General features: G+C 71.3%; 20 protein-coding genes. 10 read left to right on the plus strand and 10 right to left on the minus strand.

What is annotated here, in order from left to right:
- The first annotated feature begins 131 nt into the window (after positions 1–131).
- From ABE505_RS03225 to ABE505_RS03235, 3 genes are all read left to right on the plus strand, one after another.
- Positions 132–836 carry an SDR family oxidoreductase gene (locus ABE505_RS03225; RefSeq protein WP_346441967.1) on the plus strand — a complete coding sequence of 235 codons (705 nt, stop codon included), beginning with the start codon at positions 132–134 and terminating at the stop codon, positions 834–836.
- 46 nt (positions 837–882) lie between these two features.
- Positions 883–1347 (plus strand): tRNA (cytidine(34)-2'-O)-methyltransferase, encoded by a 465-nt coding sequence (locus tag ABE505_RS03230; RefSeq protein WP_346441966.1) that lies wholly within the window; start codon positions 883–885, stop codon positions 1345–1347.
- Between the two features lie 247 nt (positions 1348–1594).
- Entirely contained in the window at positions 1595–2173 is a 579-nt protein-coding gene (locus ABE505_RS03235; RefSeq protein ID WP_346441965.1) for a diffusible signal factor-reguated Ax21 faimly protein, read from the plus strand.
- Between the two features lie 479 nt (positions 2174–2652).
- Here ABE505_RS03235 and ABE505_RS03240 read toward each other — a convergent pair whose 3' ends face one another.
- The 6 genes from ABE505_RS03240 to ABE505_RS03265 form a co-directional block, all read right to left on the minus strand.
- A complete protein-coding gene (locus tag ABE505_RS03240; protein WP_346446105.1) occupies positions 2653–2970 on the minus strand; it encodes a hypothetical protein in 318 nt (105 codons plus the stop codon).
- Positions 2967–3599, minus strand: a complete 633-nt coding sequence (locus ABE505_RS03245) for a hypothetical protein (protein ID WP_346441963.1) — start codon at positions 3597–3599, stop codon at positions 2967–2969. Before ABE505_RS03245 ends, ABE505_RS03240 begins: the two co-directional genes overlap by 4 nt.
- A 32-nt stretch (positions 3600–3631) precedes the next feature.
- Complete coding sequence (locus ABE505_RS03250) at positions 3632–4654, minus strand: NAD(P)H-dependent glycerol-3-phosphate dehydrogenase (RefSeq protein WP_346441962.1); 1023 nt, start codon at positions 4652–4654, stop codon at positions 3632–3634.
- A gap of 2 nt (positions 4655–4656) precedes the next feature.
- Positions 4657–5187 carry a protein-export chaperone SecB gene (secB, locus tag ABE505_RS03255; protein ID WP_346441961.1) on the minus strand — a complete coding sequence of 177 codons (531 nt, stop codon included), beginning with the start codon at positions 5185–5187 and terminating at the stop codon, positions 4657–4659.
- 71 nt (positions 5188–5258) lie between these two features.
- Positions 5259–5696: a rhodanese-like domain-containing protein gene (locus ABE505_RS03260; protein ID WP_346441960.1), complete on the minus strand. Its 438-nt coding sequence runs from the start codon at positions 5694–5696 to the stop codon at positions 5259–5261.
- A gap of 100 nt (positions 5697–5796) precedes the next feature.
- The gene (locus ABE505_RS03265) at positions 5797–6228 is read right to left on the minus strand and encodes a hypothetical protein (protein WP_346441959.1); all 432 of its coding nucleotides are present in this window, start codon (positions 6226–6228) and stop codon (positions 5797–5799) included.
- An 85-nt stretch (positions 6229–6313) separates the two neighbouring features.
- Between ABE505_RS03265 and oleC the strand changes: the two genes are divergently transcribed.
- Both oleC and ABE505_RS03275 read left to right on the plus strand, forming a co-directional pair.
- Positions 6314–7981, plus strand: a complete 1668-nt coding sequence (gene oleC / locus ABE505_RS03270; protein ID WP_346441958.1) for an olefin beta-lactone synthetase — start codon at positions 6314–6316, stop codon at positions 7979–7981.
- Positions 7974–9326: a winged helix-turn-helix domain-containing protein gene (locus ABE505_RS03275; RefSeq protein ID WP_346458262.1), complete on the plus strand. Its 1353-nt coding sequence runs from the start codon at positions 7974–7976 to the stop codon at positions 9324–9326. Before oleC ends, ABE505_RS03275 begins: the two co-directional genes overlap by 8 nt.
- Positions 9327–9540: 214 nt before the next feature.
- Here the strand turns inward: ABE505_RS03275 and ABE505_RS03280 are convergent, their stop codons facing one another.
- On the minus strand, positions 9541–10647 hold the full coding sequence (locus tag ABE505_RS03280; protein WP_346441956.1) for a serine hydrolase: 1107 nt from the start codon (positions 10645–10647) through the stop codon (positions 9541–9543).
- A gap of 170 nt (positions 10648–10817) precedes the next feature.
- Between ABE505_RS03280 and oleD the strand changes: the two genes are divergently transcribed.
- From oleD to ubiB, 4 genes are all read left to right on the plus strand, one after another.
- Positions 10818–11825 (plus strand): 2-alkyl-3-oxoalkanoate reductase, encoded by a 1008-nt coding sequence (oleD, locus tag ABE505_RS03285; protein WP_346441955.1) that lies wholly within the window; start codon positions 10818–10820, stop codon positions 11823–11825.
- A 68-nt stretch (positions 11826–11893) separates the two neighbouring features.
- Positions 11894–12052 (plus strand): DUF1328 domain-containing protein, encoded by a 159-nt coding sequence (locus tag ABE505_RS03290; protein ID WP_047137175.1) that lies wholly within the window; start codon positions 11894–11896, stop codon positions 12050–12052.
- A 107-nt stretch (positions 12053–12159) separates the two neighbouring features.
- Entirely contained in the window at positions 12160–12804 is a 645-nt protein-coding gene (locus ABE505_RS03295; protein ID WP_346441954.1) for an SCP2 sterol-binding domain-containing protein, read from the plus strand.
- Entirely contained in the window at positions 12801–14483 is a 1683-nt protein-coding gene (ubiB, locus tag ABE505_RS03300) for a ubiquinone biosynthesis regulatory protein kinase UbiB (protein WP_346441953.1), read from the plus strand. The genes ABE505_RS03295 and ubiB overlap by 4 nt, the downstream gene beginning before the upstream one ends.
- Before the next feature lie 34 nt (positions 14484–14517).
- Here the strand turns inward: ubiB and ABE505_RS03305 are convergent, their stop codons facing one another.
- From ABE505_RS03305 to ABE505_RS03315, 3 genes are all read right to left on the minus strand, one after another.
- On the minus strand, positions 14518–15414 hold the full coding sequence (locus ABE505_RS03305; RefSeq protein ID WP_346441952.1) for a pirin family protein: 897 nt from the start codon (positions 15412–15414) through the stop codon (positions 14518–14520).
- A gap of 127 nt (positions 15415–15541) precedes the next feature.
- Positions 15542–16351, minus strand: coding sequence for a TatD family hydrolase (locus tag ABE505_RS03310; protein WP_346441951.1), 810 nt, complete (start codon positions 16349–16351; stop codon positions 15542–15544).
- Positions 16352–16456: 105 nt separating this feature from the next.
- On the minus strand, positions 16457–18223 hold the full coding sequence (locus ABE505_RS03315; RefSeq protein WP_346441950.1) for an endonuclease: 1767 nt from the start codon (positions 18221–18223) through the stop codon (positions 16457–16459).
- 43 nt (positions 18224–18266) lie between these two features.
- Between ABE505_RS03315 and hrpB the strand changes: the two genes are divergently transcribed.
- Positions 18267–20900 (plus strand): ATP-dependent helicase HrpB, encoded by a 2634-nt coding sequence (gene hrpB, locus ABE505_RS03320; protein WP_346441949.1) that lies wholly within the window; start codon positions 18267–18269, stop codon positions 20898–20900.
- Positions 20901–20928: the final 28 nt, after the last annotated feature.

A 20928-nucleotide genomic window follows, 5' to 3' on the forward strand; every position in this document is an offset into this window, starting at 1 on the left:
GCCCGTGGGCTGGCACGGGCCGCAGGTCATGGCCGGCGGCCGCGCATGCCGCGATCGCCTCGGCTGCGACGACTTCGCCCTCATCGCCGGCGGGCTAGGGTGGGGGCACTGCCCTGTTGGAGTCTGCCGCCATGCCCGAGTGGACGTTGGTCACTGGCGCGAACCGCGGCCTGGGCCTGGAGTTCGTCCGGCAGCGGCTGGCGGACGGCGCACCGGTCGTCGCCACCTGCCGGCAGCCAGGGCGCGCGACAGCACTCAACGCACTCGCTGGCGAACACCCCGGCCACCTCAAGGTCCTGCCGCTCGATGCGATCGACCCGCGTTCGCGCGCCGAGCTGGTGCGCGAGCTGCCGCTGGCGATCGGCAAGGCCGGCCGGATCGATCTGCTGGTCAACAACGCGGGCGTCCTGCATGGCGGCGAGCGCTTCGGGCACTTGGACGGCGACACCCTCGAGCACAGCCTGCGCACGAATGCGATCGCCCCGCTGCTGCTGACCCAGGCGCTGGCGCCGTGGTTGGCGGGCGGCGCCCGCGTGGCCAACCTGTCCTCGCAACTGGGCTCGATCGCCGGCACCACCCGTTTTGGCACGCCCAGCTACGCGATCAGCAAGGCCGCGCTGAACATGGCCACGGTGCAACTGGCGCATGCGCTGCGCGAGCGCGGCATCGTCGTCGTCGCGCTGCACCCGGGCTGGGTGCGCACCGACATGGGCGGCGAGCAGGCGAGCGAGACCCCGTACGACGCGGTCGCCGGCCTGCTGCGGGTGATCGACGGCCTGTCGGCCGACGACAGCGGCCGGTTCCTCGACTGGACCGGCGCGTCGATGCCCTGGTGACGCCGCAAGCACGGACAATGGCGGCCCGCGTCCCGGCCCCCGCACCATGTTCGACGTCATCCTGCACACGCCCGAAATCCCGCCCAACACCGGCAACGTCATCCGGCTGTGCGCCAACACCGGCGCGCGGCTGCACCTGGTCCGGCCGCTGGGCTTCGACCTCGACGACCGCAACCTGCGCCGCGCCGGGCTCGACTACCACGAGTACGCGACGCTGCAGGTGCACGACACCCTCGACGCCGCGCTGGCGGCGATCGCGCCTTCTCGGCTGTTCGCGCTGAGTACCCGGAATGCCGTGCGCTACGACGCGCCGGACTTCGCGCCCGGCGATGCGTTCCTGTTCGGCAGCGAGACCCGCGGCCTGCCGGACGACGTGCTCGCCTCCGTCGCGGATGGCCAGCGCCTGCGGCTGCCGATGCGGCCAGGCAACCGCAGCCTCAACCTGTCGAACGCGGTGGCGGTGGTCGTCTTCGAGGCGTGGCGGCAGCAGGGCTTCGAAGGCGGCGCATGAGCGGACTGAATGCGGGGACAAAAGTTCCTGTACTGGAAAGTTCAATATTCAGCCGGGATTTCAGCGCGCGGGCCGAAGATGCGTTCACGGCCCGGGTGGTCGTGCTTCCCCTCCCCCTCGAAGCGCCATCCCCTCCCCGCCACCCGGGCCGGCCTTTTTCGATGCGTCCGCGCATCTGCGCAAGTCCATAAAAACAACAAGACGTTCGATTTCGTTGTCCCGATTCACTGAGAGAGAGTTGTCCCCCATGAAGCGCATCCTGCCGATCGCGGCCTTGGCCGCCGCCCTTCCGTTCGCCGCGAACGCGGCCCAGGGCCTGTCCTACAACTATGTCGAAGGCGGCTATTCGGCCAGTAAGGCCGACATCGCGCCGATCAACCGCGACGTCGATTCCGACGGCTGGTCGATCCGTGGCGCCGCGGCGTTCCATCCCAATTTTCACGCCTTCGGCGACTACACCCGCGAAAGCATCGATAACGTGCACCGCGACCGCGACCAGTGGCGGCTGGGCATCGGCTACAACCACGAACTGTCGGATCGCACCGACCTGCTGACCCGCGTGGCCTACCAGCGCATCGACTTCGGTCAGGGCCTCGACGCCAGCGGCTACGCCGTTGAAGTGGGCGCGCGCAGTGCGCTGCTGCCGGCGCTCGAAGGCTATGCACTGGCCGGCTACGAGCATTACGGCCGTGGCATCGACAGCGAGTTCTACGGCCGCCTCGGCGCGCAGTGGAAGTTCAACCCCAACTTCGGCGTCGCCGGTGACGTCAAGCTCATCAAGGGCGGCGACGTGCAGTGGTTCGTCGGTCCCCGTCTGAGCTGGTAAGAGTCCCCGCAGCATCCGGTCCGCGCTTCCCCTGGCGCGTCCTCTCTCCCCCTACTGGATGCTGCACCGACCCGGCCGGAAACGGCCGGGTTTTTTTTTGGGGGTTCGTGTCGAAGTCAGCGGGCGCATCGAGGTGCTCGTCCGGCGGCGCGGCGTCCTGGCCAGGGATTGCCCCACATCCCAGCAGGTGATATTCGCGTGCGTCCAGACGTCGCAAAGGCGGGTCTAAATCAAAACCGGGGTCAGAGTGCAATTTAGGGAGGCGAAATTGCACTCTGACCCCGGGTTTGGTGCGCCAGGCGGAGCGCTCGCCCGGATCGCGCGGGACAAGCCGTGCCGGACCCCGTTGGATGGGGAGCAGTCCACGTGAATGTGCGGTGCCTCGCCCCGTCGTGTGGCGGGTTGCCGTGCGCTCGAGACCGCTGCACGTGGCAGGGCGTCATGGCAGATCGGGCGTGGTCGCCAGCCCGAGATGTCGCTCAGCGCAGCAGGCAGGCGATGAAGAGGCAGATCAGCACGGCATGGATCGCCAGCCCGTGCCGACCGGCGAGAATCGTTGCAGGGCGTCGCCGCTGCAGGCGCCAGGCCAGCAGCGCCGAGTGCACCAGCAACAGGCCCAGGGGCCAGGCGCCGAAGAACAGCAGCAAGCCGACCGGGTCGGGGCCATTGCCATCGACAGCACGCGGCGGTTGGTAGTGCAGCAACCAGCCTGCCCAGACCGACAGCGCAAGCACGCTGAGCACCAGGCTGGCGCCGTAGTACCGCGCCATGGCCCGGGAGGGCGGGGCGGGCCTCATGCGGTGCGCCGTCTGGCGTCGTCCTGCAGCGACCATCGCACATGGCGCGTGCGTAGGCTCAGGAGGATCCGCGAGTAGGGCAGACAACTCACTTCCACGTTCTCGTCGGCCTGCAGCCTTGCGTAGATCGCCTCATGGATCGCGAACACGTGGCGGGTGCCCTGCGGCTCCCGTATTCGGACGCTGTGGAATGCAAGCTGCTCGATATGGGTCAGCACGCGCGCTTCCACAGTGCCCGTGATCACGGCCTTCTGCCCTGCCTTGAGATCGCGCCGCACGTCGGCGTTCATGACGCTGATGATCGCCCCGAACACGAGAACCCCGAGTGCGATGATGCCAAGGATGAAGACGTAGTCGGTCCAGTCCAGCGACAGTACGAAGAAGCAGCCGGCAAGCACCGCGGCGATTGCAAGGCCGACCATGCACACCACGCCCCTTGCGTCGGTGCCGCGAGGGATGGCTCGCCTTTCGTCTTCGCTCAGGGGCACACGCGTTTCGATCTCGGCGTTCCTGAAAATCGCGGCTGGGGCTCCGAAGGCAGGCGCGATCGCTATCGGGTCCGGCACGATGCCCGCACCGTCAACCGATCTTGACCGCGGTTGCGGGTCCAGCATCGCAGCTGCGGGCATCGCCGCGCATCTTCGCCAGCCGGCAACGCCGCCTAGAACAGCGCCCCGGTGTACTCGGGCTTGCGCTCGCGGGCCATCAGCCGGGCGAGCCCCTCGGCAGGGCTGATCTCGCCGTGCAGCACGGCCTGGACGTTGCTCGAGATCGGCAACTCGATCTCGTGGCGGTTCGCCAGCCGCATGACTTCATCGGCCGTCTGCACCGACTCGACCACCTGGCCGATCGCGCGCACCGCATCCTCGAGCCGTTCGCCCCGGCCCAGGGCCAGGCCCAGCCGGCGATTGCGCGACAGATCGCCCGAACACGTCAGCACCAGATCGCCCAGGCCAGCCAGTCCCATCAGCGTTTCCGGGCGACCGCCGATCGCGCGGTTCAAGCGCAGCATCTCGTTGAGGCCACGGGTGATCAGGCCCGTGCGGGCGTTGAGGCCCAATTCCATGCCGTCAGCCGCGCCCGTGGCGACCGCCAACACGTTCTTCATCGCACCACCGAGCTCGGCGCCGCGCATGTCGGTGCCGGTGTAGGCCCGGAAGCTCGGCCCATGCAGCACATCGGCGACGCTGCGGGCGAAATCCTCGTCCTCGGACTGCACCGTCACCGCAGTCGGCAGCCCGGACGCGACCTCCTTGGCGAACGACGGCCCGGTGACCACGGCCAGCGGCACGTCGTCGCCGACCAACTCGCCGGCGACCTCGTGCAGGAACCGGCCCGAACCCGGCTCAAAGCCCTTGGTCGCCCACGAAATGCCGACGCCGGACGGGCGCAGCGGCGCCAGGTCGGCGAGCGTCTCGCGGAACGCGTGCGAGGGCACCACGACCAGGATCAGCCCGGCGCCGTCGAGCGCGCGCGCCAAGTCGGTGGTCGCGCGCAACCGTTCCGGCAACGGAATGCCGGGCAGGTAGCGCGGGTTTTCGTGGCGCTGGTCGATCGCTTCAACCGTCGCCGCGTCCCGGCCCCACAGCGTGGTGGGGTGGCCGTTGCGGGCGATCAGCGAAGCGAGCGCGGTGCCCCAGGAGCCCGCGCCCAGCACCGCGACGGCAGTCGCGCGGTCGGTCACGCTCAGGCGTTGCCGATCTGGTCGGTGGTCGGCTGGCCGGCCGGCTGCTGGCTACCGCGCTGGCGCAGACCCTCGGCGTACAGCGCGTCGAAGTTGATCGGCTGCAGCAGGAAGGGCGGGAAGCCGCCGGCCTGGATCAGGTCACCGATCAGCTGGCGCGCGTAGGGGTAGAGCACGTTCGGGCACTGCGTGCCCAGCAGCGCGTCGAGCGTGCCGCTGTCGAAACCGGCCAGACCGAAGACGCCGGCCTGCTTGACCTCGGCGACGTAGACGGTGTTGTTGTCGTCTTCGCCGATCGTGCAGGTCAGGGTGATCGCCAGCACGACTTCGTAGGCGTTGTCGCCCACGCGCTGCACGCTCTGGTTGAGGTTCATGTTGAGCTGCGGCTGGGCCTGCTCGTTGAAGATCTGCGGGGCCTTGGGCGACTCGAACGAGACGTCCTTGACGTAGATCTTCTCGACGCTGAACTGCGCGCCGGCCGGCTGTGCCGGGGCTGCGCCGTTGGCGCCGTTGTTGGCCTGTTCTTCGGACATGGGATCGACTCCAGCGATGATGTGGATGAAGCGGATCGCCGATTATGGCACCCGCGGAGGGCGGTCGGCCTTCAGCCGCGGCCCTTGACCAGCGGCAGATCGGCCTGCTGCCAGCCGGCGATGCCGCCATCGAGCACGTAGACGTTCTGGAAGCCGGCCTTCTTCAGGCGCTTGGCGGCGTCGCCGGCAGTGCTGCCGGTCTTGCACACCAGCACGACCGGCAACGCCTTGGCCGCGACGAGCTGCTTGCTCTCCGGGTCGAACTGGCTCATCTGCACGTTCTTGGAGCCGGGGATGTGGCCCTTGCCGAAGTCGGCGCTCGGGCGCAGGTCGACGACCAGCGCGTTGTCGCGGTTCACAAGCGCGGTCAGCTCGGCAGGCCGCAAAGCCTTGAAGCCACGGAACAGCCGCGAGATCTCATTGAAGACGATCGCCACCGTCAGCACGGCGAGGATCAGCGACATCATCTGGTTTCGGCCCAGGAAGGCCAGCAGTTCTTCGAAGTTCACGACACGATTCGCGCAGCGTCAGCGGGCGGCGATTGTCGCACACCGCGCCGAGCGCACCACCCGGGGCCCCGACCGGGGGCAGGGCCGCCGCCCGGGCCGGCTATTCGCCTTCCCAGAAATCCGGCAGGCCGCTGACATTCCACCAGGTGCCGGCGTCCGGGTCCCAGCGCCAGCGCTCGGTGTGGCGCAGCGTGCGTTCGGCCATCGAATGGCGGTTGACCACCCGGATCTCGATCTCGCGCAGGGCCTCGTCCGGTCCGGCCTGGCCGCCGAGCGCGCGGTAGCCGGTGACCTGCAACTGCCCGTAGCGAGCGAACGCCAGCTCGCCCATCGGCCGCTCGGCGCGCACCTCCGGGTCGACCAACTGCCAGGCGCCCTCGATGTCGTTCCAGCGCATCGCGCTCGCCCAGGCGGTCTGTACCCGTTCCAGCGCGTTGCGTTGCTGGCTGCTGCTGGCGCAGCCGCCGATCGTCAACACCAGGGCGGCGATCAGGACCAGCAGCGGCAGGGAGGAGCGGCGGATCGCGCGCATCGGCAGTGTCCAGGGCAACGGGCGTGCGCGCATCGTAGCCGCAACGCCTGCCGGCCGGGCCCGGCACGCCGGTATCCTGTCGCCGATGACGCACCCTGATGCCCCCAGCCCCGCCGTCGAGGCGGTCAACATCGCGGCCGCGTTGCCGCGTCTGGCGCGCGAGCGCCCCACCCAGATCGCACTGCGCTGCCCCGGCCCGGACGGGCGCTATCGCGATGCGCATGCACTCAGCTACGCCGCGCTCGATGCACGCAGCGACGCGATCGCCGCCGGCCTGGCCGCGCGCGGCATCGTCCGCGGCACCCGCACGGTGCTGATGGTGCGGCCCAGTCCCGAGTTCTTCCTGCTGATGTTCGCGCTGTTCAAGGCCGGCGCGGTGCCGGTGCTGGTCGATCCGGGCATCGACCGGCGCGCCCTGCGGCAGTGCCTGGACGAGGCGCAGGCGCAGGCCTTCATCGGCATTCCGCTGGCCCAGTTCGCGCGCGTGTTGCTGGGCTGGGCGCGTTCGGCGGCGATCCGCATCACCACTGGCCACCGCGCCGTGCTGGCCGACGCGACCCTGGCGCAGGTCGAACGTACCGGCGCCGGCGCCGGGCCGCAGTTGGCGGCCACGGCCGCCGACGAGGTCGCCGCGATCCTGTTCACCAGCGGCTCGACCGGCGTGCCCAAGGGGGTGGTGTACCGGCACCGCCATTTCGTCGCGCAGATCGCGATGCTGCGCGACGCGTTCGGCATCCCACCCGGTGGCGTCGACCTGCCGACGTTCCCGCCGTTCGCCCTGTTCGATCCGGCGCTGGGGCTGACCTCGATCGTCCCGGACATGGACCCGACCCGCCCGGCGCGCGCCGACCCGCACAAACTGCACTCGGCGATCGCGCGCTTCGGTGTCGACCAGCTGTTCGGCTCGCCGGCGCTGATGCGGGTGCTCGCCACGCATGGCGCGCCGCTGCCTGGCATACGCCGGGTCACCTCGGCCGGGGCGCCGGTGCCGCCGGACGTGGTGGCGACGATGCTCGCGCTGCTACCGCCGCAGGCCTCGCTGTGGACGCCGTACGGCGCCACCGAATGCCTGCCGGTCGCGGTCGTGGAGGGACGCGAACTGCTGGCACTGCGCAGCCGCACCGAGCAGGGCGCGGGCACCTGTGTCGGCCGGCCGGTCCCGCCCAACGAGGTGCGGATCATCGGCGTCGACGATGCCGCGATCGCCACGTGGTCCGATGCGTTGGAGGTGCCGCGCGGACAGATCGGCGAAATCACCGTCGCCGGCCCCACCGCGACCGATACCTACTTCGGCCGCGAGGCGCAGACCCGGTTGGCGAAGATCGCCGAGACCCGGCCCGACGGCAGCGTGCGCATCGTCCACCGCATGGGCGACCTGGGCTATTTCGACAGCGAGGGCCGGCTGTGGTTCTGTGGGCGCAAGGGCCATCGCGTCGTGACCGGCGACGCCACGTTGTGCACCGAGCAGGTCGAGCCGGTGTTCAACGTCCACCCCGATGTCGCGCGCACCGCCCTGGTCGGCGTCGGCCCCGCCGGCCGCCAGACCCCAGTGCTGTGCGTGGAGCCGCGGCCGGGCGTGGGCAAGACCGAGCACGCGCGCATCGCCGACGAATTGCGCCATATCGGTGCCGGCTTCGTGCACACCGCCGGCATCGCGACGGTGCTGTTCCACCCGCGCTTCCCGGTCGATATCCGCCACAACGCCAAGATCGGCCGCGAGACGCTCGCCGCCTGGGCCGCCGCCCGTGTCTGAGCCCGCCGCCGCGTCGCCTGCGCACTATCGTCTCGACGATCTGCGCATCGACGTGGCCCGGCAGCGGGTGGTGCGCGACGACGGCCAGGTGCTGGAAGTGGCCGGGCTCAGCTTCCGCCTGCTGCACTACCTGTTGAGGCAGGGCACGCGGGTCGTTGGCTTCGACGAACTGATCGCACAGGTCTGGGCGCCGGCGCTGGTCAGCGAGGACACCGTCACCCAGCGCGTGCGCTTGCTGCGCCAGGCGCTCGGCGACGACGGGCGCCGGGCGCGTTACCTGCGCTCGGTGCGGGGCTGCGGTTATCAGCTGTGCAGCCCGCCACATCCGGACGACGATGCGCTGCGCGTGCCCGGCGTTCGCCGCAGGCGGCTCGTTGCCGGCGCGGTGCTGGCGCTGCTGCCGGTGATCGCCGCGATCGGCTGGTGGTCGTGGCCGAGGCCGGCCGCGCAGGCGCTGTCGCCGCTGCTGCAGCGTGCCGACTACTACGCCCGCATCGGCCAGCGCGAGAACAACGCGCGTGCGCTCGCGCTGTACCGGCAGCGCCTGCAAGAAGCGCCCGACGACGTGCAGGCCGCGTTGGGCCTGGCCCGCGCGCATGCTGCGCGGCTGTGCCTGTATGGCGGCGACCCCGCCGATGCCGACCGCGCGCAGGCGCTGGCCGAACACGTGCTCGCGCGCCAGCCGCGCCTGGCGGCCGCGCACGCCGCGTTGGCCTATGCCCACGATTGCCGGGGTGAGGTGGCCACGGCGCTGGCCGGCTACGAACGCGCAGTGGCGCTGGACCCCGACGACGATGCCGCGCGGGCGTCGGCCGCTTATCTGTACGCGCGCCAGGGCCGGCTGGCCGATGCGCTGGCGGCCAACCTGGCCGTGCACCGTCCCGAGGACGCGCGGTTCCTGGCGCTGCAGATCGCCGCCGACCTCGACCTGCTCGGCTATGCCGATGCGGCCGAAGGACGCTACCGGCGCAGTTTCCAGCTCTATCCCGACAATGTGTTCTCCAACCTTGCCTGGCCGAGCTTCCTGCACCGCCACGGGCGCGACGTCGAGGCGCAGGTGGCGCTGGACGAAGCCTTGTCGCGCGGCACCGACCACGCCGGCTTGCAGCTGCTGGCCGCCGAGCTGGCCTTGCAGCGCGGCGATCTCGATGCCGCGCGGCACGCGGCGCAGCGCGCGCGTGCGCTCAAGCCGCACGCGAGCCTGCCAGCGACGGTCGCCTGGATCGTCGGGGCCGAGTCGCGGCCCGCGGCGCCGGCACTGCGCGCACGCAGCGCCGCGCTGCGCACGGGGCTGGCCGCCGGCGCCGATCCGCTGGATGGACTCGATGCTGCGCTGCTGGCGTAGCTGGCCGGCGACCGCGCCGCGGCGCTCGAGGCGCTGGACGCCGCGGTCACGGCCGGCCACCGCGATGCGGACTACCTGCGGGTCTCGCCGCTGTTCGCCGACCTGCGCGGCGCGCCGGGCTTCGCCGCAGTGCTGGCGCGGATCGATGCCGGCATCGCGCACGAGCGGGCGCGCGTGCGCGCCGCCGGGCGCCTGCCGGCCGACGCGGTCGCGGTCACGGCAGCGCGCTGAGCACGTAGTCCGACAACAAGGCCCGGGTCTGCGTGTGCATCCCCGGCCGGTTGTAGTGGGTCCGGGTCACGACCACGACCAACTGGCCTTCGGGGATGACGAAGACCGCGTTGCCGCCATTGCCCGACATCGTCCAGACCTGCCACCGCCGCGCGCCCGCGGCGACATCGAAGCGCCACAGCTGATACCCGTAGTCGGCGTCGAACGGCGTGCGTGCGCGCGGCTGCAGCATCGCGTCGATCCACGCCGCCGACAGGATGCTGCGGCCTTGCCAGCGTCCGCCATCGGCCAGCAACTGGCCAAGCCGGGCGAGATCCCGGCTGCGGTATCCAGTGCCGCCGCCACCCATGCCGGTGCCTTCTGGCGCGCGCTTCCACGTGGCCTCCGCGATGCCCAGCGGTCGCTCCAGCGCGTCGCGCGCGAAGTCGGCCAGCGGCCTGCCGCTGACGCGCTCGACGATCGCGCCCAGCAGCAGGCTGTTGGCGGTGCAGTAGGCGAACGCCCGCCCATACGGACTGTCGGCCGGCCGCGTCTGCCACGGCGCGTAGCCGCGCTCGGGCAGGTCGAGCGCAAAACCCGTCCAGTCCGCGCTCACGTACATGCGTTCTTCGTGGCCGCTGGAGAACGTGTTGTTGTCGTCGCACTCCCACTGCGCGCTCATCGTCAGCAGGTCCTCGACGGTCGTCGCGTCCTTGAACGCGCCGGGATGGGCCGGCCGGCGGTCGGGAAAGAAGCCCAGCACCGGCGCTCGGACATCGGCGATCAGGCCGCGATCGAGCGCCGCGCCCACCAGCAGCGCGGTCACGCTCTTGGTCAGCGAGCGGGTGTCGTGCAGCGTGCCGCGCTCGGCGCCGTCGAAGTAGGCCTCGTGGATCAAGGCGCCGCGGTGGACGACCAGCACGCTGGTGGCGTCGGGCGCCGCGCCTGCTTGGATCGCGGCATCGAGCGCCGCCAGTTGTGCGGCGTCCCAGCCCAGCCGGGCGGGATCGGCCACTGGCCAGCCGTCGTCCAGCGCCGGGGGGGATGCGGTGGCGACGGACAGCGGGCAGGCGAGGGCGGCCAGCAGAAGCAGGCGCGGGAGGATGGACATCGTCGGCACTCCGTTGGGGAAGTGGCCAGCCCACCAAAGCGGCGGATGAAGTGCCCGGTGGTGGGATGAAGGTTTCTGAAGGGCTTGCCGATCAAGCGCTTGCGCGCGCCTGCGTCGCCAGCCCGGCAGGCGCCCGCTATCGTGTGCGCTCCTCAAGCGTGGAGCGCGACATGCAGATCCTGGTCACCGGCGGCGGCGGCTTCCTCGGGCAGGCGCTGTGCCGCGGCCTGGTCGCGCGCGGCCACACGGTCGCCAGCTTCAATCGCGGCCACTATCCCGAACTCGAAGCCCTGGGCGTGCGCCAGATCCGCGGCGATCTCGCCGACCGCGACGCCGTGCGCGCGGCGACGGCCGGCATGGACGCGGTGTTCCACAACGCCGCCAAGGCGGGCGCGTGGGGGGACTACGACAGCTACCACCAGGCCAACGTCGTCGGTACCCAGCACGTGCTCGACGCCTGCCGCGCGCACGGCATCGGACGGCTCGTGTACACGTCCACGCCGAGCGTCACCCATCGCGCCACGCATCCGGTCGAGGGCGGCACCGCCGACACCGTGCCCTACGGCGAGGGGTTCAAGGCGCCGTACGCGGCGACCAAGGCGATCGCCGAGCGTGCGGTGCTGGCGGCCAACGGCCCGGACCTGGCGACGGTCGCGCTGCGGCCTCGGCTGATCTGGGGGCCGGGCGATCAGCAACTGTTGCCGCGCCTGGTCGAGCGGGCCCGCGCCGGCCGGCTGCGCTTCGTCGGCGACGGCGAGAATCGCATCGACACCACCTACATCGACAATGCCGCGCAGGCGCACTTCGACGCCTTCGCGCATCTGGCGCCGGGCGCGGCCTGCGCCGGACGCGCGTACTTCATCAGCAATGGCGAGCCGACGACGGTGCGCTGGATCGTCAACGCGCTGCTCGAGGCGGCCGGAGCCCCGCCGGTGCACAAGACGATCCCGTTCCGCGCGGCCTATGCGGCAGGCGCGGTGTGCGAAACGCTCTGGCCACTGCTGCGCCTGTCCGGCGAGCCGCCGATGACGCGTTTCCTCGCCGAGCAGTTGAGCACCACGCATTGGTACGACATGGCGCCGGCGATGCGGGATTTCGGCTACCGGCCCGCGGTCTCCCTTCACGACGGTCTCATTCGACTGAAAGATTCGTGGAAGTCCTGCTCAGCCATCACCTGATCGCGACCTGAGCGGGCATACGGTGGGTCCCGCAGCCGCTACTGGCCGAAGCCCACCAGGAGACCACCATGCTCAGATATGCCGTCATCTTCCTCGTCGTCGCCATCATCGCCGGTGTCCTCGGCTTCAGCGGCGTGGCCGGTGCCGCCACCAATATCGCCTGGATCCTGTTCGTGGTGTTCCTGATCCTGGCCGTGATCTCGATGCTGCGCGGACGAGGGGTCTGACGCCCCGACCGCACCGTCGCGATGACGCAAAGGGCCCGCCACCGGCGGGCCTTTTTGCGTTGGGTTGCGCGAGCGCCCTGGCCTAGGCCCGACGCTACAATCGCGTCATGGCCGACCTTCCGTTCTCTCCGTTCTCCGTGCTCAAGCCGATGGCCGGCCGCGCGCTGGAGACTGCGCTCAACCGCGCGATCGCGCTCGATGCCGACACCGGGGCGGCGCTGCGCGCGCTCGACGGCCAGCAGATCGCGCTCGCGCTGAGTGCGCCGCCGCTGGCGTTGACGTTGCGCGTGGACGGCGAGCGCTTGCGCGTGGGCCCGCCCGATCCCGAGGTCGAGGCCGACCTGTCGGTGCGGACCACGCTGGCCGGCGCGCTTGGCCAGCTGCCGTTCTTGCGTCGCGGCGATGCGCCGCCGATCGGCCAGGTCCGGGTCTCGGGCGATGCCGAGCTCGCGCGCCGGCTGCAACGCCTGGCCGCGGGCTTCGACCCCGACTGGCAGCGGCCGTTTGTCGCCGTGCTCGGCGAGGTGGTCGGTGTGCAGGTCGCCAACGCCTTCGCCACGGCGCTGCGCCAGGCGCAGGAGGTCGGCCGCAACCTGGCCGAGAGTGTCGCCGAGTACGTGACCGAGGAATCGCGCGATGTGGTGCCGCGCGCCGAGCTCGAGGCCTTCTATGACGATGTCGACGGCCTGCGCGACGATATCGAGCGGCTCGCGGTGCGGGTGGCGCGGCTCGGTCGCGGGACCGCCGCATGAAGGGCCTGCTGCGCGCTTCGCGCATCGGCCGGGTGCTGCTGCGTTACCGGCTCGACGACCTGCTCGACGGCACGCCGGCCGAACGCTGGCTGCGGCTGGCGCGGCCATTCGTGCCGCGGGCCTCGGCCGCGATCGCCGCGCAGTCGCGCGGCGCCCGGCTGCGGTTGGCGTTGCAGGAACTCGGTCCGATCTTCGTGAAGTTCGGACAGATCCTCTCGACCCGTCGCGACATCGTGCCGCCCGACATCGTCGACGACCTGGCGCTGCTGCAGGACCGGGTCGCGCCGTTCGACGGCGCATTGGCGCAGGCGATCGTCGAGCGCGAACTGGCGATGCCGATCGCGCAGGCCTTCGTTGCCTTCGACCCGGTGCCGCTGGCCTCGGCATCGATCGCCCAGGTGCACGCGGCGATGCTGCCCGGCACTGCCGACGGCCCGCCGCGCGAGGTCGTGGTCAAGGTGCTGCGTCCGGGCATCGAGAAGCAGATCGCCGCCGACGTCGCGCTGTTGCGCAATCTCGCCGCGCTGGTCGCGCGCACCCATCCCAACGCCGACAAGATCCGCCCGCGCGAAGTCGTGGCCGAGATCGAGAACACCCTCGCCGCCGAGCTCGATCTGCAGCGCGAAGGCGCCAACGCCTCGGTGCTGCGGCGCTTCTGGGCGCAATCGAGCGATCTCTACGTGCCGGCGCCGGTCTGGGAGCGCACCGCCCAGCGCGTGCTCACGCTCGAGCGCGTGTACGGCATTCCCAGCGATGACATCGCCGCGCTCGACGCGGCCGGCATCGACCGGTCCGCGCTGGCGGCCAAGGGCGTGCGGGTGTTCTACACCCAGGTCTTCCGCGACAACTTCTTTCACGCCGACGCGCACGCGGGCAACATCTGGGTCGATCCCGAGCGCACGACCAATCCGCGCTTCATCGCGCTCGACTTCGGCATCATGGGCCAGCTCTCGCGCGAGGATCAGTACTACCTCGCCGAGAATTTCATGGCGATCTTCCGCCGCGATTACCGCCGCATCGCCGAGCTGCACGTGCAGGCCGGCTGGATGCCCGCGCATCTGCGCATCGACGAGCTCGAGGCGGCGGTGCGTGCGGTCTGCGAGCCGTACTTCACCCGGCCGCTGTCGGAGATCTCGCTGGGCGAGGTGCTGGGCAAGCTGTTCCGCACCGCGCAGCGCTACGAGCTGACATTGCAGCCGCAGCTGATCCTGCTGCAGAAGACCCTGCTGAGCATCGAGGGCATCGGCCGGCTGCTCGACCCGAAGATCGATATCTGGGCCGTTGCCCGCCCGGTGCTCGAGCGTATCCTCATCGAGCGCTACAGTCCGCCGCGGCTGCTGCGCGAGTTCCGCGACCGCCTGCCCGAACTGGTCACGCGCGCGCCGGAGATGCCGCAGCTGCTGCACGCCTGGCTCAAGCAGCAGGTCGAGGGCCGGCACGAGTTGCGCATGCGCTCCGACGACCTGGCGCTGCTGACCACCACGATGCAGGGCATGCAGCGGCGCGTGGTCGCGGCGATCCTCGGCGTGGGCCTGCTGATCGTCGCGGCGGTGCTCTACGCGCTCGAGGCCGGCGGCCCGCGGGTGGGCGGCCTGCCGGTCGCGACCTGGGTCGCGGGCATCGGCGGCGTCTGGGCCTTGCTCGCGGCCTGGCCGCGGCGCGGACGCCTGTCGCGGTAGCTGTGCCCGCGGGTGCGGTCGTACGCCGCCCGCGTTACGACATCGCCGGGGGCGCCGGAAACGGCATGTTGTCGGGAAGCGGAATGAACTCCGCATCGTCGGCGTCCGGCAGTTTCATCCGGCCGGCTTTCCAGTCCGCGGCCGCTTGCGCCAAGCGCTCGCGCGAGGACGAGACGAAGTTCCAGTAGATGAAGCGTTCGCCGATCGGTTCCCCGCCCAGCACCATCACTGTGGCCTGCTCGGCGGCGCGCACGCGAGAGGCTGCCGCGTCCAGCACCAGCATCGTCCCGGCGCCGTAGCGCGCGCCGTCCAGTTCCACCGCGCCGGTGGCGACATAGAGGCCGCGTTCCCGGTGACCGCCTGGAATCTCCGCGACCGCGCCGGGGGCCAGTTCGAGATGGGCGTAGAACAGCGGCGAGAGCGTCTTGGCGCCCGCGCTCAGCCCGTAGGCGCTGCCGGCGATGAGATGACCGGTGACGCCCGCCTCGTCCCATTGCGGCAGTTCGTGCCCGGCGTGATGCGAGAACGAGGGCGCGATCTCCTCCTGCCCATCGGGCAACGCCACCCAGGCCTGGATGCCGTGCACACAGTCGCCGTGCTGGCGCGCGTGGTCGAAGCGCTCACTGTGGGTGATGCCGCTGCCGGCGGTCATCCAGTTCACCTCGTGCGGCTTGACCGCCTGGGCGTAGCCGAGGCTGTCGCGGTGCATGATCTGGCCGGAGAACAGATAGCTCACGGTCGACAGCCCGATGTGCGGATGGGGACGGACATCGACGCTGCGATCGATGCCGGCGGGCAGATCGACCGGCCCCATGTGGTCGAAGAACACGAAGGGCCCGATCATGCGTCGCTTGGCGAACGGCAGCACCCGGCCGACCGAGAAGCCGCCCCCCAGGTCGTGGCGGCGCTGCGGAATGATCATCTCGATCATGCGATCTATCCTGATGGCAGAGTGGCGAGCATCGCATGCTCGCCCCCTGCGGTGCTTCGCGCCGCTTGTGCGGATGCCGGGCCGTGTGCCCGGATCACCAGCATCGCGATGCTGCGCAGACCTGCGATCAATCCAGACCGAAGAACGCAGCTGCCGTGGTCGTGGTGGCCGCGGCCACGGCCTCGGGCGTCTGGCCGCGGTCGCGCGCGAGCTCGGCGACGATGTGCGGCAGGAATGCCGGCTCGTTGCGGCGGTCCTTGGGCATCGGGTCGAGCGTGCGCGGCAGCAGGTACGGGGCGTCGGTCTCGACCATCAACCGGTGGGCGGGGATGTTGGGCACCAGTTCGCGCAGGTGGTGGCCACGCCGCTCGTCGCACAGCCAGCCGGTGATGCCGATGTGCCAGTCGCGATCCAGGCAATCGAACAGTTCGCGCTGGCCGGCGGTGAAGCAGTGCACGACCGCCGGCCCGATGCGGCCCTCGAAGTCCTTCATGATCGCGACGAAGTCCTCGTGTGCGTCGCGCTGGTGCAGGAACAGCGGCTTGGGCGTGCCGGCGGCGGCGAGATCGGCCGCGATCTGCAACTGGCGCTCGAAGGCGCGGCGTTGCGCCGGCCGCGGCGAGAAGTCGCGGAAGTAGTCGAGCCCGCATTCGCCCACCGCCACCACCTCGGCGTGCGCATGCAGCGCGCGCAGTTCGGCGTCGCATTCCTCGGTGTACTCGGCCGCGTGGTGCGGATGCACGCCGGCGGTCGCGTACAGCATGCCGGGGTGCTGGCGCGCGAGCTCGAGCGCCTTGGGCGAGTGCTCGCGGCTGGCGCCGGTGACGATCATCCGGGTCACGCCGGCATCGCGCGCGCGCGCCAGCACGGCGTCGCGGTCGCGGTCGAAGCTGTCGTGGGTGAGATTGGCGCCGATGTCGATCAGGGGCGGGGTCACGCGCGAGCACCTTGAGAACGGGCTGCGCATTGTAGGCCGTGGGTCGACGGACACGCGGCGCGTCGCGCCCGGCACGCCATGCGTGCCGGACGGGCGCGGGGTCTTTCAGTTCGCCAACTGGCAGCTGGCCGGCTGACTGCTCTCGAACAAGGCACGGGTCGCCCACTGGGGATGGTCGACGAACGGATTGCGATTGCCCTGGAAGCTGTAGACGACCTCGTTGCGCGCGCGCTCGGCCGCATCCGGCGGGTCGGCCTGGTGCCAGGCCAGCAGCGTCGACAGCAGGCCCATGTACGCGGGCGAGGCCGACGTGCCGACGATGCGGCTGCGGTCGTCGGTCAGTTCCAGGTCGGGCTCGGACTGGCCGGTCGACGGGTGCGTGCCGCCCTCGTAGCGGATCGCCATGTACAGCACCGCGCGCGCCATGTCGCCCTTGCGATGGCGCCAGACCTGGAAGCCGGCGTTGTCGGTCCAGTTCGAATTGCCCGGGAACGTGCCGGTGCCGCCGCCGATGCCGTGGTTGGCCTCGGTCGCGCGCTCGCTGCAGCTGGCCTGCGCGCTGCAGTCGGCGAACGGCTTGTTGCCGCGCGCGGCGTTGTGGTCGGTGTCGGTGAGATAGAGCATGTGCGCGTCGGTGTGCGGCGCATTGGGCAGGCCCTTGTCGCCGGTCGCACTCGAAAAGCCCAGCGACTTGGGCCAGGTGTGCTCGCGGTTGTAGGTCAGGCCGCTGCCGGTGCCTGCGCGGCCCGACACCTTGGGGTAGCTGCGGTTGCGATAGGCATCGAGGATGCGGCCCGGATCGCTGGGGTCCTCGTCGGCGATCTCCAGGATCGTCCAGGTGTTGGTACCGCTGCCGCTGTAGGGATACGAGGTGTGGCCGCGGATCGTGGCGTGCAGCGAGCAGCGCAGTTGCGCGGCGCTGCTGGTGTTGACGCGGGCGTAGTAGTCGCCGCCGCCGGTGCCGCCGCTGGCAACGGTGAACGCGACGCTGGCATCGCTGGCCGGCTGCCGTCCGTCGGCGTCGTGGACCGCAGCGGCCGTGATGGTCAATGTGCAGGACTCGCCACCATGCAGCGCGGTGCCGGTCGACAATGCGAAATGCGTGCCGCTGGTCGCATGGTCGAGCGCGATCGCGCCCGACGTCGCGCATTGCAGCGCGAACGCGCCCGGCGACAGCGTGACCGCTTCGCTGAAGTCCACCGACAGATCGCCGGCGGCCGGGAAATCGCCGGCACCGGCCACCGGGATGGTCGCGACCACCGCCGGCGGCGTGCCCGTGCCACCGCCGGTGCCTGCGAAGGTCTGGCCGGTGTTGCAGGCCCCGAAGGTCTGCGACGCCGACGGCGCCCAGTCGAAGTCGTCGGCGGTCGCGCCGCTGCCGGTCAACTGCAGCGAGGTGCCGACCGGCGCCGACGCGCTTTCGGACACCGGCAGGTTGTGGCTCGACAGCCCGGCGGCCGGGCCGTTTCCGGCGACGATCGTGCCTTCGTAGCTGATGAACTGCACGACCGAGCCGGCCGCGTCGACGAGGGCGATGCCGTCGTTGGGGCCGTTCTGCAAGCCGTCGCGCGGGAAGGTCACCGTCGCGATCGACACCGCCGCCCCGCAGTTGCGTGCCTGGCCGGCGGGCACCGCCACATTGGCGTAGGTCGTCGCTGCGTTTGGCGCGTTGCTGCCGTTGTAGAGCCACAGCCGGTAACCGGCGAGGTCTTCGCCGGCGGTGGCGACGATCTCGACCGCCTCGCCGGCATCGGCGCCGGCATTGTCGTAGTGCAGTTCGTTGACGAACACCTCGGCGTGGGCAGCCGGGGCGACGAGCAGGGCGAGCAGCCACGCCGCGGTGCGGGCGGGACGGGCAGGGCGACGGGACATGGCGGTTCCGGGCTCGGAGACGTGCCGACCTTAAGCGCCGCAGATGACGGTTGCCACCCGGGACAACCCTAAGCGGTCGGGCGCGCGCCACGGCTATCGCGCGGCCGACCGGCCCGCTAGCCTGTGCGCCGTGACGACCGCCGCTGCTCCCGACTTCCCGATCGCCCCGTTGCTGTCCGAGCTCCTCGCCAGCCTGGCCGCGCACCCGCGGCTGGTGCTCGAGGCGCCGCCCGGTGCCGGCAAGACCACCCAGGTGCCGCTGGCGCTGCTCGACGCGCCCTGGCTCGCCGGTCGCCGCATCGTGATGCTCGAACCGCGCCGGGTCGCGGCGCGTTCGGCCGCGACGTTCATGGCCCGCCAACTCGGCGAAGAGGTCGGCGGCACGGTCGGCTACCGCATCCGCTTCGAACACCGGGTGTCGGCGCGCACGCGCATCGAGGTCGTGACCGAAGGCATCCTGACCCGGATGCTGCAGGACGACCCCGAGCTCGGCGGCATGGGGCCGGCCGGCGTCGGCGCGCTGCTGTTCGACGAATTCCACGAGCGACACCTGGCCGGCGACCTGGGGCTGGCGCTGGCGCGCGAGGTGCAGGCGGGCTTGCGCGAGGGCCTGCGCATCGTGGTGATGTCGGCCACGCTCGATGGGGCGCGCATCGCGCAGTGGCTGGATGCGCCGCGCCTGTCGAGCGCCGGCCGCAGCTTCCCGGTGGAGATCTCTCACGCACCGCCGCGCCGCGACGAAGCGCTGGCGCAGCAGGTCCGCCGCGTGCTGGTGGACGCGCTCGCCGCGTATCCGGGCGACGTGCTGGTGTTCCTGCCCGGCCAGCGCGAGATCGCGCGCGTGCAGGCGCTGCTGGAGGGCGATGTCCAGCGGCTGGACGCGAGCGGCACGCCCGAGGTGCTCGCACTGCACGGCGAGCTGCCGGTCGAGGCGCAGACGCACGTGCTGCAGCCGGACGCCCACGGCCGGCGCCGGATCGTGCTGGCGACCAATGTCGCCGAGAGCAGCGTCACGTTGCCGGGCGTGCGCATCGTGATCGACAGCGGACTGGCGCGCGAACCGCGCTTCGATCCCAACAGCGGGTTCTCGCGGCTGGACGTGGTGACGGTCAGTCAGGCCTCGGCCGACCAGCGCGCCGGGCGCGCCGGCCGCGTGGCACCGGGCGTGGCGCTGCGGCTGTGGCCCGAATCGCAACGGCTCGAGCCGCAGCGTCGTCCCGAGATCGCGCAGGTCGAACTGGCGGCGCTCGCGCTCGAACTGGCGGCCTGGGGTGACAACGCGCTCGCGTTCCCCGATGCGCCGCCGATCGGGGCGCTGGCGGCCGCGCGCGATCTGCTGCGCCGGCTCGACGCGCTCGATGCGGGGGACACGATCACGCCGATCGGCCGACGCATGCTCGCGCTGGGCACCCATCCGCGGTTGGCGGCGATGCTGCTGGCCGCCGACGCGCCGGCCGCGCGTGCACTGGCCTGCGACCTGTGCGCGCTGATCGAGGCGCGCGATCCGATGCGCGGCGCGACGCGTTCGGACGCGCTGGCGGTGCGTTGGCAGGCGCTGGCCGCGTTCCGCGCCGGGCGCGTGCCGGCCGATGCCGCGCGCTCGGCGCTGGCGGCGATCGATGCGGCGGCCCGGCAATGGCGGCGGCGCCTGCGGGTCGAGGTCGCGCCGCCGTCGAGCGTGCCAGCGCATGCGCTCGGTGACCTGCTGGCGCATGCCTTCCCGGACCGGATCGGCCATCGCCATGCCCGCGACGCCCGACGTTACGGCCTGAGCAACGGACGCATGGCCCGGTTGTTCGACGACAGCGCCTTGCTCGGTGAGCCATGGATCGTCGCCAGCGACCTGCGCTTCGAGGCGCGCGACGCGCTGCTGCTGCGCGGCGCGCCGGTCGACGAGGCGCAGCTGCGGCGGGCCTGGCCTGCGCGCTTCGTCGTCGCCGACGAGACCCATTGGGATGCCGGCAAGCGCGCGCTGGTGGGCCTGCGCGTGCAGCGTTTCGACGGCATCGTGCTCGATGCCCGGCCCAACGGCCGGGTCGATCCGGCGCAGGCTGCACGCGCGCTCAGCGACGCGGTCGGTGAACTCGGACTCGACGTGCTGCCGTGGCGCGACGGACTGCGCCAGTGGCAGGCGCGTGTCGAGGGGCTGCGGATGTGGATGCCCGAGCTGGGCCTGCCCGACCTGTCCGACGCGGCGCTGCTGGCCACCCGCGAGGGCTGGCTGGCGCCGGCGTTCGCCGGCTGCACGCGGCTCGACGCGCTGGACGCCGACACCTTCGCGCAGGCGTTGCAGGGCCGGCTCGACTGGGCGCAGCGCCAGCAGCTCGACCGCCTGGCACCGGTGCGGATCGCCGTGCCATCCGGTCAGGTGCGCGCGATCGAGTACGGCCTCGAGGCCGACGGCACGCCGCGCCCGCCGGTGCTCGCGGTCAAGCTGCAGGAGCTGTTCGGCCTGGGGGACACGCCGACGATCGCCGATGGCCGCGTCGCGCTGACGATCCACCTGCTGTCGCCGGCCGGTCGGCCGTTGCAGGTCACCCGCGACCTGCAGGGGTTCTGGGCACGGACGTACCCCGAGGTGCGCAAGGAGATGAAGGGGCGGTATCCGAAACATCCGTGGCCGGAGGATCCTTGGAATGCCCCTGCAACACATCGGGCCAAACCGCGCGGTACTTAGCGACGTGGGGCTCTGGACCCGTGGCGAC

Origin of the sequence: Luteimonas sp. TWI382 (assembly GCF_039674545.1) — a bacterium.
In the GTDB taxonomy this organism is placed as follows: Bacteria; Pseudomonadota; Gammaproteobacteria; order Xanthomonadales; family Xanthomonadaceae; genus Luteimonas.

Coding starts and splice junctions, on each gene's coding strand:
- ABE505_RS03225 (WP_346441967.1), top strand. CDS start 132: ATGCCCGAGTGGACGTTGGTCACTGGCGCGAACCGCGGCCTGGGCCTG.
- ABE505_RS03230 (WP_346441966.1), top strand. CDS start 883: ATGTTCGACGTCATCCTGCACACGCCCGAAATCCCGCCCAACACCGGC.
- ABE505_RS03235 (WP_346441965.1), top strand. CDS start 1,595: ATGAAGCGCATCCTGCCGATCGCGGCCTTGGCCGCCGCCCTTCCGTTC.
- ABE505_RS03240 (WP_346446105.1), bottom strand. CDS start 2,970: ATGAGGCCCGCCCCGCCCTCCCGGGCCATGGCGCGGTACTACGGCGCC.
- ABE505_RS03245 (WP_346441963.1), bottom strand. CDS start 3,599: ATGCCCGCAGCTGCGATGCTGGACCCGCAACCGCGGTCAAGATCGGTT.
- secB (WP_346441961.1), bottom strand. CDS start 5,187: ATGTCCGAAGAACAGGCCAACAACGGCGCCAACGGCGCAGCCCCGGCA.
- ABE505_RS03265 (WP_346441959.1), bottom strand. CDS start 6,228: ATGCGCGCGATCCGCCGCTCCTCCCTGCCGCTGCTGGTCCTGATCGCC.
- oleC (WP_346441958.1), top strand. CDS start 6,314: ATGACGCACCCTGATGCCCCCAGCCCCGCCGTCGAGGCGGTCAACATC.
- ABE505_RS03280 (WP_346441956.1), bottom strand. CDS start 10,647: ATGTCCATCCTCCCGCGCCTGCTTCTGCTGGCCGCCCTCGCCTGCCCG.
- oleD (WP_346441955.1), top strand. CDS start 10,818: ATGCAGATCCTGGTCACCGGCGGCGGCGGCTTCCTCGGGCAGGCGCTG.
- ABE505_RS03290 (WP_047137175.1), top strand. CDS start 11,894: ATGCTCAGATATGCCGTCATCTTCCTCGTCGTCGCCATCATCGCCGGT.
- ABE505_RS03295 (WP_346441954.1), top strand. CDS start 12,160: ATGGCCGACCTTCCGTTCTCTCCGTTCTCCGTGCTCAAGCCGATGGCC.
- ubiB (WP_346441953.1), top strand. CDS start 12,801: ATGAAGGGCCTGCTGCGCGCTTCGCGCATCGGCCGGGTGCTGCTGCGT.
- ABE505_RS03305 (WP_346441952.1), bottom strand. CDS start 15,414: ATGATCGAGATGATCATTCCGCAGCGCCGCCACGACCTGGGGGGCGGC.
- ABE505_RS03315 (WP_346441950.1), bottom strand. CDS start 18,223: ATGTCCCGTCGCCCTGCCCGTCCCGCCCGCACCGCGGCGTGGCTGCTC.
- hrpB (WP_346441949.1), top strand. CDS start 18,267: ATGACGGTTGCCACCCGGGACAACCCTAAGCGGTCGGGCGCGCGCCAC.